The organism is Gorillibacterium sp. sgz306347, assembly GCF_059735245.1.
In genome coordinates, this window is sequence record NZ_JCAPET010000009.1 from 1 (window position 1) to 13,096 (window position 13,096).

11 protein-coding genes are annotated in these 13,096 nt (G+C 60.2%); 4 read left to right on the plus strand and 7 right to left on the minus strand.

Annotation, left to right across the window (positions count from 1 at the left end; translation table 11 throughout):
- Positions 1 to 379: 379 nt before the first annotated feature.
- Together AC6I6H_RS06870 and AC6I6H_RS06875 are read right to left on the minus strand one after the other, a co-directional pair.
- On the minus strand, positions 380 to 691 hold the full coding sequence (locus AC6I6H_RS06870) for an AzlD domain-containing protein (protein ID WP_497953001.1): 312 nt from the start codon (positions 689 to 691) through the stop codon (positions 380 to 382).
- 1 nt (position 692) lies between these two features.
- Complete coding sequence (locus AC6I6H_RS06875; RefSeq protein ID WP_497953002.1) at positions 693 to 1,478, minus strand: AzlC family ABC transporter permease; 786 nt, start codon at positions 1,476 to 1,478, stop codon at positions 693 to 695.
- A 295-nt stretch (positions 1,479 to 1,773) separates the two neighbouring features.
- Between AC6I6H_RS06875 and AC6I6H_RS06880 the strand changes: the two genes are divergently transcribed.
- Complete coding sequence (locus AC6I6H_RS06880) at positions 1,774 to 1,959, plus strand: hypothetical protein (protein ID WP_497953003.1); 186 nt, start codon at positions 1,774 to 1,776, stop codon at positions 1,957 to 1,959.
- Positions 1,960 to 2,117: 158 nt separating this feature from the next.
- Positions 2,118 to 2,609, plus strand: coding sequence for a spore protease YyaC (yyaC, locus tag AC6I6H_RS06885; RefSeq protein WP_497953004.1), 492 nt, complete (start codon positions 2,118 to 2,120; stop codon positions 2,607 to 2,609).
- Positions 2,610 to 2,704: 95 nt separating this feature from the next.
- On the opposite strand, the gene AC6I6H_RS06890 is transcribed toward yyaC, so the two are convergent.
- The 4 genes from AC6I6H_RS06890 to AC6I6H_RS06905 all read right to left on the minus strand — a co-directional run bounded on the left by AC6I6H_RS06890 (position 2,705) and on the right by AC6I6H_RS06905 (position 10,039).
- Complete coding sequence (locus AC6I6H_RS06890; protein ID WP_497953005.1) at positions 2,705 to 3,415, minus strand: helix-turn-helix transcriptional regulator; 711 nt, start codon at positions 3,413 to 3,415, stop codon at positions 2,705 to 2,707.
- Between the two features lie 165 nt (positions 3,416 to 3,580).
- The gene (locus AC6I6H_RS06895; RefSeq protein WP_497953006.1) at positions 3,581 to 6,421 is read right to left on the minus strand and encodes a glycoside hydrolase family 48 protein; all 2,841 of its coding nucleotides are present in this window, start codon (positions 6,419 to 6,421) and stop codon (positions 3,581 to 3,583) included.
- 62 nt (positions 6,422 to 6,483) lie between these two features.
- Positions 6,484 to 9,063 carry a glycoside hydrolase family 9 protein gene (locus tag AC6I6H_RS06900; protein ID WP_497953007.1) on the minus strand — a complete coding sequence of 860 codons (2,580 nt, stop codon included), beginning with the start codon at positions 9,061 to 9,063 and terminating at the stop codon, positions 6,484 to 6,486.
- 289 nt (positions 9,064 to 9,352) lie between these two features.
- On the minus strand, positions 9,353 to 10,039 hold the full coding sequence (locus AC6I6H_RS06905) for an SOS response-associated peptidase (protein ID WP_497953008.1): 687 nt from the start codon (positions 10,037 to 10,039) through the stop codon (positions 9,353 to 9,355).
- Between the two features lie 152 nt (positions 10,040 to 10,191).
- Between AC6I6H_RS06905 and AC6I6H_RS06910 the strand changes: the two genes are divergently transcribed.
- Positions 10,192 to 10,338 carry a hypothetical protein gene (locus AC6I6H_RS06910; protein WP_497953009.1) on the plus strand — a complete coding sequence of 49 codons (147 nt, stop codon included), beginning with the start codon at positions 10,192 to 10,194 and terminating at the stop codon, positions 10,336 to 10,338.
- 150 nt (positions 10,339 to 10,488) lie between these two features.
- On the opposite strand, the gene AC6I6H_RS06915 is transcribed toward AC6I6H_RS06910, so the two are convergent.
- Positions 10,489 to 12,033, minus strand: coding sequence for an NAD(P)H-hydrate dehydratase (locus AC6I6H_RS06915; RefSeq protein WP_497953010.1), 1,545 nt, complete (start codon positions 12,031 to 12,033; stop codon positions 10,489 to 10,491).
- A gap of 181 nt (positions 12,034 to 12,214) precedes the next feature.
- Here AC6I6H_RS06915 and map point away from each other — a divergent pair, with 181 nt between their 5' ends.
- Entirely contained in the window at positions 12,215 to 12,961 is a 747-nt protein-coding gene (gene map / locus AC6I6H_RS06920; RefSeq protein WP_497953011.1) for a type I methionyl aminopeptidase, read from the plus strand.
- The last annotated feature ends 135 nt before the right edge of the window (positions 12,962 to 13,096 follow it).

Genomic DNA, 13,096 nt, shown 5'->3' on the forward strand with positions numbered 1-13,096 from the left:
TTTTTTGGCATTTTACCCCATGTTAACTTCTTTGCAAGTCTACTGTCTTTTTGGCCCATTTCCAGCCAAATAGGCTCGCTGGCAACCGTTAGAAATGAAAAAAGCCGGTTTTTGTTCAAATAACGCTTCTGGCAACCGTTAGAATTTTTGCCCGGGAAAGGTAAGGGCCCGCAACGCCCGACAGAGGACGAATAAGTCGAAAATTGGTTAGGATTCGGAGCAACGTCGGGGAGAAGGCGAACGGGTCGTAAGTGTTCGAGAGAATCGGAGCAACGTCGGGGAGAAGGCGAACGAGTCGCAGAGTTCGAAGAATCGGAGCGGCAAGTGTTCATATATCCGGTCGGGGGTCTTCCACGAGCAAGCCCCCCGACCGGATCAACTAGATCAGCAGCTCCACCGCCAAAGCCGCTACAATTCCGCCGAATACGACAGCGATGACCGGCAGGCGCAACAGCGAGAGAAGAACGGCGGCGGCCGCTCCGGCGATGCCCGAGCGCAGGTCGCCCGTGGAGGTAAAGACGGCGGGAAAAGCGAGCGCGGACAAGGCGGCAAACGGAAGGTAGTCGAAAAACCGTTTCATCCGGCCCTTAATCGTCAGGCGTCCGCCGAACAGCATCGGAACGAGACGGGGAAGGTAAGTTACGGCGGCCATTCCCAGCACGACGGCGGCATTCAAGTAAAAACCGTCCATGTTATTCCTCCCCTTTTCCGAGCCAGGCTCCGGCTGCGGCGGCGAGAACAGTAGCCAGCACCACGCTCCAGCCGCCGTTCAGGAACGAAAAAAGAGGCGCGTAAGCAAAAAGGCAGCTGAACAGCACGGCCAGGATTGACACGAAGACGGCGGAAGGCGTTGTGCGCAGCCCGGGCACGAGCAGGGCGATGAACATGACGTAGAGCGCAACGCCCATGCTGTTCCGGACAAAAGCAGGCAGACCCTCCGACAGCAAAAGGCCGGCCCACGTTCCGGCGTTCCAGGCGAGAAAGGCAATGGTGTTCAGGCCGAGCAGGTAAGGGAAGGACAACTGCTTTCCGGCGGTTCGCATGGACGCTACGGCAAAGGTCTCATCGGTCACACCAAAGGCGAGAAGGGCCCGCATCCGGCCTTTGATGCGCCCGTGCAGCCTTTGCGAAATGGCAGACGCCATCAGGAAGTGGCGAAAATTTAGAATAAAGACGGTCAGCACAATTTCCGGCAGCGCCGCACCGGTTGCGAGCAAATTAATACCGACAAACTGGGACGCCCCGGCATATACCAGGAGCGACATGAGGATGCCGACGTACGGGGGGAGCCCCGACGAAACGGTCAGCATGCCGAATGCAAGCGCGATCGGCACATAACCGACCGCTACCGGCAAGCCTTCCTTGACGCCTTCCCGCAGCTGCCTGAACGCAGCGGGCGCGGCAGCAAGATCGCCCGCTGCTGGAGTAGGCGGAGCTGCGGCCGAACGTTCCGGCTGCCCGGGAGATGATGGATTCACGGACGGTTGGCTCCTTTTGCGGAGGATGGGGTTTGCGTTTAAGCCATTATAACGAATCGGGGATCTTCTGTCTGTCCGATTTTTTTGCCGATGGGGGCGATAAAAGCCGGATGCGGCGAGTTGATCCGGTTATCTAATGAATTTTTTTTGACAATTCTGTTTCAATGCCGGTTGTCCCGGGTAAACAAAATTCAAAAGCATGCCGAAATAGCGGCTTTTCAAGCGATAAAAGCAATACATAAGCATGAATGCCGAGGCAGTTGATTGGATTGCAGCCGCGAGGCGGACATGAACCATGATCAACGGAGGGACGAAGATGTACCGGATCAGCTACAAAGGCAAGAGCTTGGGGGAAACGATGGACCGTGAAAAGGCGGAAGCGATGCTTTTGCAGCTGCGTCCGTGCTTCCAGAGCCTCGAGCTGCAGGAAGTCAAACCCGCCGATCTGAAGCGCGGCGACAAGAAACAGGAAACGGCGTAACGCAAGGCGCTCCGTTTCACCGCCGCTTTGGCTTCCGCATGCGTTGGCACCGGCGGTCTTTCCGGGTACAATACAAGAAGACCAAACGATAACCCTGTCCAGCCGGACGGCAAATCCGGCGCGGCGGGGTTTTTCGAGTCACGGCGGGAGGCTGGAGAATGCCGATATTGACAAACGCGGAGCGGATGGCGGAACGGCTGCGCGGGCTATGGAAGGATCCGGTGAGCCGCTCGGAGCTTTGGGTGGTGTGCGTCGGCACGGACCGCTCGACGGGTGATGCTTTCGGTCCTTTGGTGGGAACGATGCTGAAGGAGGCCGGGTTCGCCGACATTGTCGGAACGCTGGACGCTCCGTGCGATTCGGCCAATCTGGAAAAGCGGCTGAAGGAGGTGCCGTCCGGCGTGCGCGTGCTGGCGGTCGATTGCTGCGTCGGCCCATCGGTCGGGCGGTTTCAAATCGACTCCCGCCCTTTAATGCCGGGGAAATTCATGGGCAAGCCGCTTCCCCCCGTGGGCGAGGCATCGCTTGCCGGCGTCGTATGCCCCAACACGGACAATCCTTACCGGGCGCTGCAAACGGCGTCGCTTCATTTGGTGCTGACGATGGCGCGTCAGGCGTCCGAGGCGGTCGCGGAAGCTTTTCGCGAGTAGCCCCGGAGACGCAAATCCATAGGCTTCCACAATGGAAAAGGAGCTCGGCCAGGCGGAACAACGCCCGGTAGAGCTCCTTTTTGCTGGATGTTGCGTTAGATTCTTTTTTGCCGTTTGCGGTATTCCTGCGGGGGGCAGCCTTCCTGCTTCTTGAACAGCTGCGAAAAGTAGGAGAGGTTGCTGTACCCCGTCATGTCGGCGATCTCGCTGACCTTCAGCTTCGATTCGCGCAGCAGACGGCGGGCGAGGCTCATTCGCTGTTCAAGCAAATACTCGGACATGGACAGCCCGGTTTCCCGCTTGAACAAACGGGAGAGATAGTCGGGATGGAAATGGAAGCACGCGGCCAGCTCCTCCCGGGTTACATCGCGCGATAGGTTGGACAGGATGTACTGCTGAATCGTCTTGACAAGCGTCTGCCCTTCGGTCTGCTGCAGGTCGAGGGTTTCGATGGCGCTTGTCAGCACTTCCTGCGCCCAGTCGCGCAGCTCCTCGGCTGTGGAAACCGACCGCAGCAGATCGGCAGAGCGGTCCAGCCAGGGCAAAGCCTGCTGCACGGACATTTTCTTGCGGTGAAACAACTGGTAAATCATCGAAAAGAGATGATGGTAAAGCGCCAACTGAAGCTCGGCGAAAAAGACGTTCCGGCGGCTGTTCGCCGACAGCCATTCGTTCAGAATGCGGAACAACTCATCTTTCTTGCCCGTTTCGAACAAGACAGCCAGTTCCGAAGGCCATGGGGATGGAGCCGGCTCTTCGATTACGTTCGCGCCGACGGCATCTGCCATGAAAAGCGAGAGAGGCATTTACGTACCCTCCTTACCCGTAGACGCTTGTGGCGGTTTCCCGCGCTGCGGACCCTCCGGTCCGCAGCCGGGAGAGCGGCAACTTGCAAGCCAAGCCGGGGTCTGCGTCCGCGGAGCCGGAAAGCCGCCCGGTTGAAGGCGGCTTTCCGGCTGCAGGCCCGCGGTTCAGGGCTCGCTGCCGTATACCAGTGTTCCGTTTTGATACAGGGTTACTTTTGACCAATCGGCTAAACCAAGCTTGGTCGGATCGAACGAATAATCGTTTGCTTCGTTAAAGTTGCTCCAGTCCGCTTTGTGCAAGCGGGACTGGATCACGCCGGTTTGCCCGCCGGCTGCGATGGAGCCGGCCCCGGATTTGAAGGAAATCTCCAGGTAGGTATCGGCGTTTGCTTTCGGCGTGGCCAAGGTCACGAACTGGCCGGTGACATTGGAGGAACCCACAACCGAATAGTCGTTATAGTAGTTGAGAGAAGCGCTGCCGTCTTTGGTGAAATAGTAGCGGATTTTCAACGTGCTCAGATCAACAGGCGTCGAGCCGGTGTTGACGATGTTCAGATTCGCCCGGATGGCGTTGTCCGTCGCGTTGGTGTCCGCCGCCTGATACTGCACCTTCAATGCCCCGGGAGGCGTCGTCGGCGTAGCCGTAGGAGTAGCAGTAGGTGTGGCAGTCGGTGTTGCCGTAGGAGTAGCGGTCGGTGTAGCCGTTGGTGTTGCGGTAGGCGTAGCCGTCGGTGTGGCGGTCGGCGTGGCCGTAGGCGTTGTGGTCGGCGTCGGCGTCGGCGCGCCGCCCAGCAGGCGGTCGTATTCCGCGTAGGCCGTCGCGATGTCGACCTGAGACCAGAACCGGTGGTACTCAAACGTCGGCACTCCGCTTTCCCATTTCTTGGTCGTGGGGTTCCAGGACGTGTTGTACAGATTTTGCAGATAAGCAAAATCGGGGTCCTGCTGGAGTTTCGGTCTCAGGTCCGCAAAGCTGATGTAAACGCCGTTTCCGCCTTTGGCCGGATCGGACGGTACGGCTCCGGGGCCCGGAATCGTGTTGCCTTGTCCCGTCAAACCGGACCAGCCGGCGGGAATGTAAACTTCTTTGGTGAAGTAACGGTAAGCGTCGCCTTTTTGCTCCGGACGGGTGATGCCAACGCCGTCGTTAAAATTCCAGGCGACGTCAAGCAGCTGCTCGGCGGTCGACTTGGCTTGGGCGGCAAGCGGCGTGAACGCGCCGGTTTCGGCTTTGGTGCCGGCGGCGAAGAAGGTCAGCGCCTTGATATAGCTGCCGAGCACGCCGACATCCTGGCCGGGGTTCTTGGTTACGACGCGGAAATTCGGGTTGCCCGTGAACGAGGAGAACCCGTTCCAGGTGTCGGGCTGCCCTCTCCATTCCTGCGTGGATGGAACGTAGAACTGGCCGGGGTCCGGCGTTGTGGCGACGGCCGGGTTGTTGCCGCCGAGAATCCGCTGTCCTGCGGCGTTCAGGTAATAGCCATCGGCATCCGTCACCGGTTTTTGGTTGACGAACACATAATCCAGCGACCAGTCGACCCATTTGGTGATGACCGTTTTCGCCATCTGGAAGTTTTCCGAGGTCAGCTCGCCGTTTTCAGCCAAAATGTAGTACATTTCGGCGACGCGTTCGAGCGGCCAGGCCTGGAAGCCGAACCAGGTGTTCGAATCCGGGTCGCGGTAAACCGGCGCTTCCTGATACGCCATGCCGTAGAACGTGCTGACGCCCGCCGGGTACTTGGAATAGTTTCCGTTGTAGCTGTTGGTGGCTCCGCCGCCTACCGCTCCTTCGGAGGAAAGAAGCCAGGTGTAGAATTCAAGCTGGCGCTTGAGGGATTTGTTCCAGTCCTCTTTTGCGGTAGCCGATGCGGGAATCAGGCCGCCATCCGTTTGCGACAAAGCATAAGCCGCAACCGGATTCTGGTATGCCTGATGCGTGTGGCTGGCGCCGATTCTCCAGGCCCAGTTGCCGGTTCCGTTAGCGCCAAGGCCGCCGCCCCAGGCCGTGTACCAGGCCATCAGGTACATGTTGGAGTCTTTTCCGGTTCCGGGAGAAGGCGTCCCGTCCGCCGCGCTGCCGACTTGCTGGAAGTACTTGTCGAACATGCCGTAGCGGAGGAAGTCGCCCATTTTCTTGGCTTTGTTCAGGTAGGCCGGGTTGTTGTAACCGAGCTCCTTGGCCCAATAAAGAACCTGAACGGCCCGGGCGTCCGCGTCCGTAGCGTTCGTGTACCGCCATTGGGCCGCCGGCGCTTGAGCCTCCTTGGTAAACAAGGTCATAAAGCCTTCGCCCGTTTTGCCGAAGGTTTTATCATCCTGCGACGGATGGGGGATGGTTTCCCAAACGGATTCCTGTTCGCCCCGTTGGTAAGTATTGACGTAGGTTGCGGTATGGGACGGATTCAAAAGGTTTCCGAAGCCGTACCAGTTGTCGACGTCAACCAGCCAATGCATGAGATAAGTCTGGTTGCTGCCGTAAGTCGCCTTCAGCTCGGCATCGATTGGGTCCTTGCCGGCCGCATAGGTGGCGCCGATCTGCGACGGATATTGATCGGGATAAGGTTTCTCGGCTGCGTACGTTGCCGGACTGTTCGGGTTGTAGTAGCTCATCGTCGGCTGTTCTTCCTTGCCGTCTCCTTCGTTAACCGGAATAATGTATTTTTCCATGCTGTCCCATGCGGCTTCCAGCTTGGTCCAGTCCTTCGTATAGTAGCCGTACAGGGTTTCCAGCCAGAGCCAGTAGCTGTAGGCTTCCGACGTGGTCATGTGGCCGTGGTCGGGGGCTTCGCTCAGCAGGGTTTCAATGGAATGGTAAGGGATGCCCTCCGGCGAGAAATAGCCGCTGGCCGGATTCTTGATCTGATTGTACAGCGTCAAAAACCGGGTCTGGTTCTGGCTGGCCGCCGCATCCGCATGCTGCGTGCGGGGAACGCCGAGAAAAGCGCTGACCCCGAGCGCACCGCTCAGCAAAATCGCAAGACCGGCGCGGACCTTCTTGTTTTTCATCCTTTGTCATCTCCTTTTTTTGGATTTCGTGCCGCCCCGAGGGAGCGGCACGAATACTGTGTTTAAGGCTGGGACCCGAAAACGAGGGTTCCGTTCTGATAAAGCGCCACGTTCGGCGCATCGGTCAGGGTCAGCTTGGCGGGATCAAAAGAGTAATCGTTGGCTTCGCTAAAGTTCGACCAATCCGCCTTGTGCACGCGCGCCTGGATCACGCCGCTCTGGCTGCCGGGCGCGATGGTGCCGGAGCCCGGCTTGAACGAGAGCTCCAGGTACGTGTCCGCGTTGGTCTTGGGCGAAGCGAGCGGGACGAACTGGGCGGTGAGGTTGGACGAGCCGACAACGGCGTAATCGCAGAAGAAATTCAGCGCGGCCGAACCGTCCTTTGTGAAGTAATACCGGATTTTCAGCGTCGAGAGATCGACCGGCGCGCTTCCGGTATTCACAATATTAAAGTGCGGCCGAACCGCGTTGTCCGAGGCGTTCGTGTCGCCAACCATGTACTGCACCTTAAGGCCGCCGGGCGAACCCGTCGGAGTAGCGGTAGGCGTAGCCGTTGGTGTAGCGGTGGGCGTAGCCGTCGGCGTTGCGGTCGGAGTAGCGGTAGGCGTAGCCGTTGGTGTAGCGGTAGGCGTGGCCGTCGGTGTCGGCGTCGGAATGACGATGCCGCTCGGCTCTTGGCCGAAGATGCGTGCTCCGGCATCGTAGACAGGCAGCTTCGGCGCTTTTTGCACCGTGGTCATGACGAGTCCCGTGTAGGAATAATCGTTGGCGGGATCCCATGCGCCTTGCGGTCCGGCAATCCGGAACTGGACTTCTTTCCGGTAATGCGGCTGGCCGCCCGGATAAATTTTGGTTCCGGTAAAGTCGACGTTCACGTAGTACAGGTGCTTGGCAGCGTCGAAGGGAAGCGGCTGCGAAACCGCAGCGCCTTGATTGTAGGCCGAGCTTACCTTCACGTCCGCGGCTGTATAGCCCGCCGCATAAACCTCGCTCAAGTCAAGGAAATACTTGAACGAAAGCTTGTCTCCCATGCGGGCCGGCCAGCCGGAAACGTTGTTCAGGTAGGCCTTGATTTCCGTGAAGTTGGCGCCCGACTGGTTCAATGCGGCTTCCACGAAGAACTCGTCCGTTCTCGTTTCCGGCGCGGGGAAGTTCGCAAGCGGCTTTTGACCGGCGCCGTAGAGAAGGTTCATTTTGGCGAGCGCGCCCGTAAAGGCGGCGTTGTAATCGGTTGCAACTTCATTGCTGACATAATCGTTTGTGCTGTCGGTATACTTGTCCGAAGCGTCCGGTCCGCCGACCAGCGCGCCATACAGAATATGCCGGTGCTCCGCAGGGCTGGACAGGCTGTCCGTCCAGGAGCTGTGAGCGGTCCGGTGATGCGGATGCTGCGGCGGATTGATCCCGAATCCGACCACATAGCTGCGGTTATCCGGGTTATCGCCCAGCATATAGCGGATTTGGCGCTCGGCGAAATCCTTGTAGCGTGTTTTCTTGGCCGCGTCGGTTACGAAATCGGAATAAACGAAGGCCAGGAAGGAAGCGTTTGCAGCGTACCGCAAGGAGCCCCAGCTATCCAGCCAGGCGAGCCCGCCGGGCGTGTACTTCACCTTCATGCCGTCTGTTCCGACCGTCCAGAAATCCAGATTGCGCTCGGTTTCCGCGGCAAACTTCTGAGCCTCCGGCATGCCGAGCTTGGACGTGATCCGGGCGAGCAGAATCTGCGCGCCGTAGCGCTTGTCGTCCCAGTTGATCGTCCATTTGACCGGCCAGCTTCCGTCCTGCTCGGTGCCCCAGCTTTTGGTGGCCTGGATGGCTTTGGTCAGGTACGTGTCATCCCCGGTGGCGAGATACAGCCAGGCGCCGCCCCAGGACAGCTCATCGTAATATCCGCTCCAGGACCGGTAAAAGGAGGCGGCGTCCGTAATGCTGTCGGAATAAGCCCCCCGGTACGTATCCGCGAACGAATAGAGCTGTTTTGCGTGCGTGAGCAGCGTCGCCGAGTACGCCGGGTTGGTTTGCTTGAAGACGATCGAAGCGGCGGCCAGCGCGGCGGCCGTTTCACCCGCAAGGTCCGAACCCGGATGCGCGGCGTCAATCTTGTACGCTTTGCGCTCCATCTGCATAACCTCGGCGGGGCCCCACCAGGCATGGTCGATGCCGCCGGTGCCCACTTGACCGTACAGTTCATTCGGGGCTGTATGCGCTTTCAAAAAATAGTCGGTCGCCCATTTCAGATTGTCCAGCATTTCATCCAGCTGTCCCGCCTGTTCAAAGCCCGCCCGGTATTCATAAACGGACCAAGCGAGCATCGTGGCGGAATAAGCCATCGGAAACCCGAACTTGACGTGGTCGCCGGCGTCAAACCAGCCGCCGGTCAGATCGACCCCGACATCCGCTCCGTCCTTCAGGCCGGAGTCTCCGCGCCATTCCACGCGGTTGTTGTCGGGCAGCACGCCGGACCGCTGCGCTTCATAGAAATAGATGGATTTTTGCAGCGCCTCGGCGTAATTGTAGCTGCCTGCGGCAGCCTGCGTGACGCTCCCCAATCCACTGCCGGATACCAGAGAAACACCCAAAGCGGTTACTGCCATGCACGCAAAGAAGCGGGTACGCCAATTTACCTTTTGCGTACGGTTCATCCGTTCACCCTCTCTCATTTGATTCGTTATCGCATTTAGCAGGTCAAGCAGCCAAGAAACGGTATCCTCCTTTCCGGGAATCTAGCAAGAAATAAGGAATTGCTACTCAATTATACCTTTTTTTGGAGGTTCGACCAGAAAGGAAACTGACCTCTATTTGTTGATTTAAAGACTTTTATGTAAATCCCTGATAGAAAACCGTAAACCGGCCTTCGCCGAAATGCCAAAAACCCCGTTCCACGGGGGAACGGGGCGGTATACCGGGAAGCGTGTCGCGGCCGGGACCGGGTCATGCGCCGTCCGACAGAAAAGGAACGACACATTCGGGCGAATCCATGGAAACCTTGCCGACCCCCGGATGAACCGGATAGGCGTCCATCTCCTCCGCCGGATAGGGCTGCCAGGCTTCCTTCAGGCGCTCGGGCTCCCTTATGCTCCGGTCCAGCCAAAGGCGCTCGTGCTCCGGCCGGAGAATGACCGGCATCCGATGATGAATGCCTGCGGTAAGCTCGTTCGGCTCGGTTGTCAAAATAACGCAGGAAGCGGACCGCGTGCCGTCCGCCTCCGTGCGCCATTCGTACAAGCCGGCGAAGGCGAACGGACGGCGGTCTTTGCGCACAATCCGCATCGGCCGTTTTCCGCCGCCCGGAGCGGCGGTCCATTCGTAATAGCCGTCCCCCGGAATCAGGCAGCGCCGGGTCCGCAGCGCTTCCCGGAAGGCCGGCTTGTCGGCTGCGCTTTCGGCCCGCGCGTTAATAAGCAGGGGCGGAGTGCGGCCGTCCTTGGCGGTCCACGCCGGCGTTACGCCCCACTTCAGGCCGCCAAGCCGCCGGCCGTTTTTGCCTTCGACAACCGCGTAGACGGTTTGCCCCGGCGCCGCGTTGTAACGGGGAGCGTAGTCGCCTGTTATCTCATCGATTTGAAAAATGTCGGCAAGCTCGGCAAGAGTCAGCAGGATGGTATATCTTCCGCACATGGACGGGTCGCCCCTTTCAGCAAAGTCTTCGCAGGTTGTCAAGGTAAATATTTTGCAAAGCCAGGTTTCTTTGTTTCGGCCGTTGCTTTCCGGTGTAATAGATTTTACCAATTTGAAGAGGGGCTTCCCCCGGAAAAAGGAGTTGAAGAGTCATGTCGATCGAACGTTTTATCTTGCGCAAGCTTAGCCGGTGCAAACAAAAGGAACTTCGCGCGAACCTTCTTCAGCTGCTCGTTATCCGTATCCAAAAGGCACAGGAGCAAGCCGAGCTGGAACAAATCCGCAAAACCGCCATTTGAGCGCATCCGATGGCAGACCGGCGCAGGCCGCGAAAAAGCCGGAGACGTCCGACGGTTTGCCGTTGCATACCGACCTTTGCAAGCCCTGCCAGGGGCTTTTTTGTTTTGCGGCGAAAAGGGGACGCGGGGGAGCCCTTGGCAATCTCCGGGCTACAGCTCCTCGATCACATCTCCGGCGATGATTGTTCCACCCGGCCGTTTGGCGGCCGCGGCATCGCCCGCCCGGCCGTGCAGCCAGACGCCGAAGCAGGCCGCATTCGTGCCGTCATGGCCCTGGGCGAGCAGACTCGAGATAACGCCCGAAAGCACGTCGCCCGTCCCGCCCGTTGCCATGGCGGGGTTGCCCGTCAGGTTGACGTAAACGTCGCCTTCCGGCGAAGCCACAACGGTGCGGGCTCCCTTCAGGACCAGGGTTACGCCATGGCGGATGGCAAAGCCGCGGGCGACGTTCACCCGGTCCGCCTGCACCTCGGGCGTGGACAAGCCGGCCAGACGGGCCATTTCGCCGGGGTGGGGCGTCAGCACCGTTGGCGCTTCGCGTTTCGGCCAGGCGCCGAATTCCTCCGCATCGGCGAGCATGCCAAGGGCGTCGGCGTCGATGAGCAGCGGGCAGCGCGCCCCTTCCCAGATGGCGCGCAGCCACTGGCCGTCGTCGGCGTAGCGGCCGAGCCCCGGCCCGATGGCCAGCGCGTCGCGGCCTTCGGTCAGCGCGAGCAGCCTTTCGGCCGACACATGCGTCCAGTCGCCGTCGCCGGCGTCGGGCACGCCCGCCAGCATGGCCTCGGGCAGCCGGCCGCTCAAGTGGCGCACCAGGCTGGCCGGCACGGCCCAGGTGGCCAGCCCGCAGCCGGTGCGCAGGGCCGCCCGGGCGGCCAGCAGGCCGGCGCCGGTCATCCGCTGCGTACCCGCCGCGAGAAGCACATGGCCGTAAGTGCCCTTGTGCGTATTCGGCGCGCGCCGCCGCGACAGATCGAGGCCGAGCGGTCCGGCGAGGAATTCCTCGGTCAGCAGATGGCTGCGCGCGCCGAGGGTGCCGGGCAATCCGGACGGGATGCCGATCGCCCGCACGCGAAGCTCCCCGGCGTATTCGGCGCCGGGGTACTGCGTCAGGCCGATCTTCGGGAAGCCGAAGGCGACGGTGACGCAGGCGCGGATACAGGCTTCCGCCACGGCGCCCGTATCCGCGTCCAGGCCGCTCGGCAGGTCGGCCGCGACGATTGGGCGTCCGCTGGCGTTCGCGCGGCGGATGATGGCGTCATACGGCGCGCGCGGCTCCCCGGACGCGCCGGTGCCGAGCAGCGCGTCGACAATGCCGTCGTAGCGGTCCCAAGCCGGCCCGTCCTCCTCGTACACCGTCAGGGGAAGGCCCAGCTTCCCGGCGATGTCCCGCTGCACGGCGGCTTCTCCCGTCAGCTCCTCCGGCGCGGAGGCCAGGACGATGTCGCACCGGACGCCCTCCGCCTGCAGATGGCGGGCGGCGACAAGCCCGTCCCCGCCGTTGTTGCCTTTGCCCGCGAGAATCAGCCAGCGGCCGGAGAGCCGTTCGCCGTCCGCCTTCAGCCGGGCGGCGACGCGCAGCGCTTCCTCGGCCAGCGCACGCCCCGCATTTTCCATTAAAACCAGAGCCGGCAGGCCGAGCTCTTCTATCGCGTGTTTGTCGGTCCTTCGCATTTCTTCCGCTGTTACCAGATACATGGGACCCTCCTTGTATGTACGGCGCCCGCCATTCGGCGGCGCGCTTGTGTTCGTCACCCGCTCAAGCTAAAATCAGTATAGCGAAAAACTGGTTTTAATACGAATGGTACCTGGCATCATTCGGGCATATACTGGTTCGACCGGAAGAATCGGCCGAAAGCATTGGAAAGGGATGAACAGTTTGATTGTAATCAAGACGGAGGCGGAAATCGCCCGGATGAAGGAAGCGGGGGCCATCCTCGCGGAATGCCACAGGAGGATCGCCGCCAAAATCGTTCCCGGCGCGACCACCTGGGAGCTGGAAGAGCTGGTGGAGGACTATTTGAAAAGCCAAGGCGCCACCCCCGAGCAAAAAGGCTACCATGGCTATAAATATGCGACCTGCGCTTCGGTAAACGATGTGGTCTGCCACGGGTTCCCGAGCAAAAAGCCGCTCCATAACGGAGACATCGTCACCATCGACATGGTGGTCAACAAGGACGGCTGGCTCGCGGATTCGGCCTGGTCCTACGGAGTCGGGGAAATCAGTGCGGACGCGGCCAATCTCCTGGCCGTTACCAAGGAATCGCTTTACAAAGGCATTGAGCAGGCCGTTCCCGGAAACCGGCTGGGCGACATCGGCCACGCCATTCAAAGCTATGCCGAAGCGCGCGGCTTCTCCGTCGTCCGGCAGTTCATCGGACACGGCATCGGCCGGGAGATGCACGAAGCGCCCGAGGTGCTGCACTACGGCCAGGCGGGCCGGGGACTGCGGCTCAAGGAGGGAATGGTGATCACGATCGAGCCTATGCTGAATGCCGGGCACTGGGAAGCCTATGTGGAAGAAGACGGGTGGACGGCGCGCACGGTGGACGGCAGCCTGTCAGCCCAGTATGAGCATACGATCGCCATCACAAAAGACGGCCCGGTCATTCTGACCGAGCAGTAAAGCAAATCCGGCTTGCGGCAAGCCTTCGCGGTTCCAACGGACCCGCGGAGGCTTTTTTGCGCGGAATTTTCCAAAACCATACAAGGAATAAGAAGGTAAATGTAGAATTAGATAGAAATGTGCAAAAGGCCAACT

Excerpts from the sequence above, each read along its gene's own strand:
- AC6I6H_RS06870 (WP_497953001.1), bottom strand. The coding sequence starts at position 691 with ATGGACGGTTTTTACTTGAATGCCGCCGTCGTGCTGGGAATGGCCGCC.
- AC6I6H_RS06880 (WP_497953003.1), top strand. The coding sequence starts at position 1,774 with ATGATCAACGGAGGGACGAAGATGTACCGGATCAGCTACAAAGGCAAG.
- yyaC (WP_497953004.1), top strand. The coding sequence starts at position 2,118 with ATGCCGATATTGACAAACGCGGAGCGGATGGCGGAACGGCTGCGCGGG.
- AC6I6H_RS06890 (WP_497953005.1), bottom strand. The coding sequence starts at position 3,415 with ATGCCTCTCTCGCTTTTCATGGCAGATGCCGTCGGCGCGAACGTAATC.
- AC6I6H_RS06895 (WP_497953006.1), bottom strand. The coding sequence starts at position 6,421 with ATGAAAAACAAGAAGGTCCGCGCCGGTCTTGCGATTTTGCTGAGCGGT.
- AC6I6H_RS06900 (WP_497953007.1), bottom strand. The coding sequence starts at position 9,063 with ATGAACCGTACGCAAAAGGTAAATTGGCGTACCCGCTTCTTTGCGTGC.
- AC6I6H_RS06905 (WP_497953008.1), bottom strand. The coding sequence starts at position 10,039 with ATGTGCGGAAGATATACCATCCTGCTGACTCTTGCCGAGCTTGCCGAC.
- AC6I6H_RS06910 (WP_497953009.1), top strand. The coding sequence starts at position 10,192 with ATGTCGATCGAACGTTTTATCTTGCGCAAGCTTAGCCGGTGCAAACAA.
- AC6I6H_RS06915 (WP_497953010.1), bottom strand. The coding sequence starts at position 12,033 with ATGTATCTGGTAACAGCGGAAGAAATGCGAAGGACCGACAAACACGCG.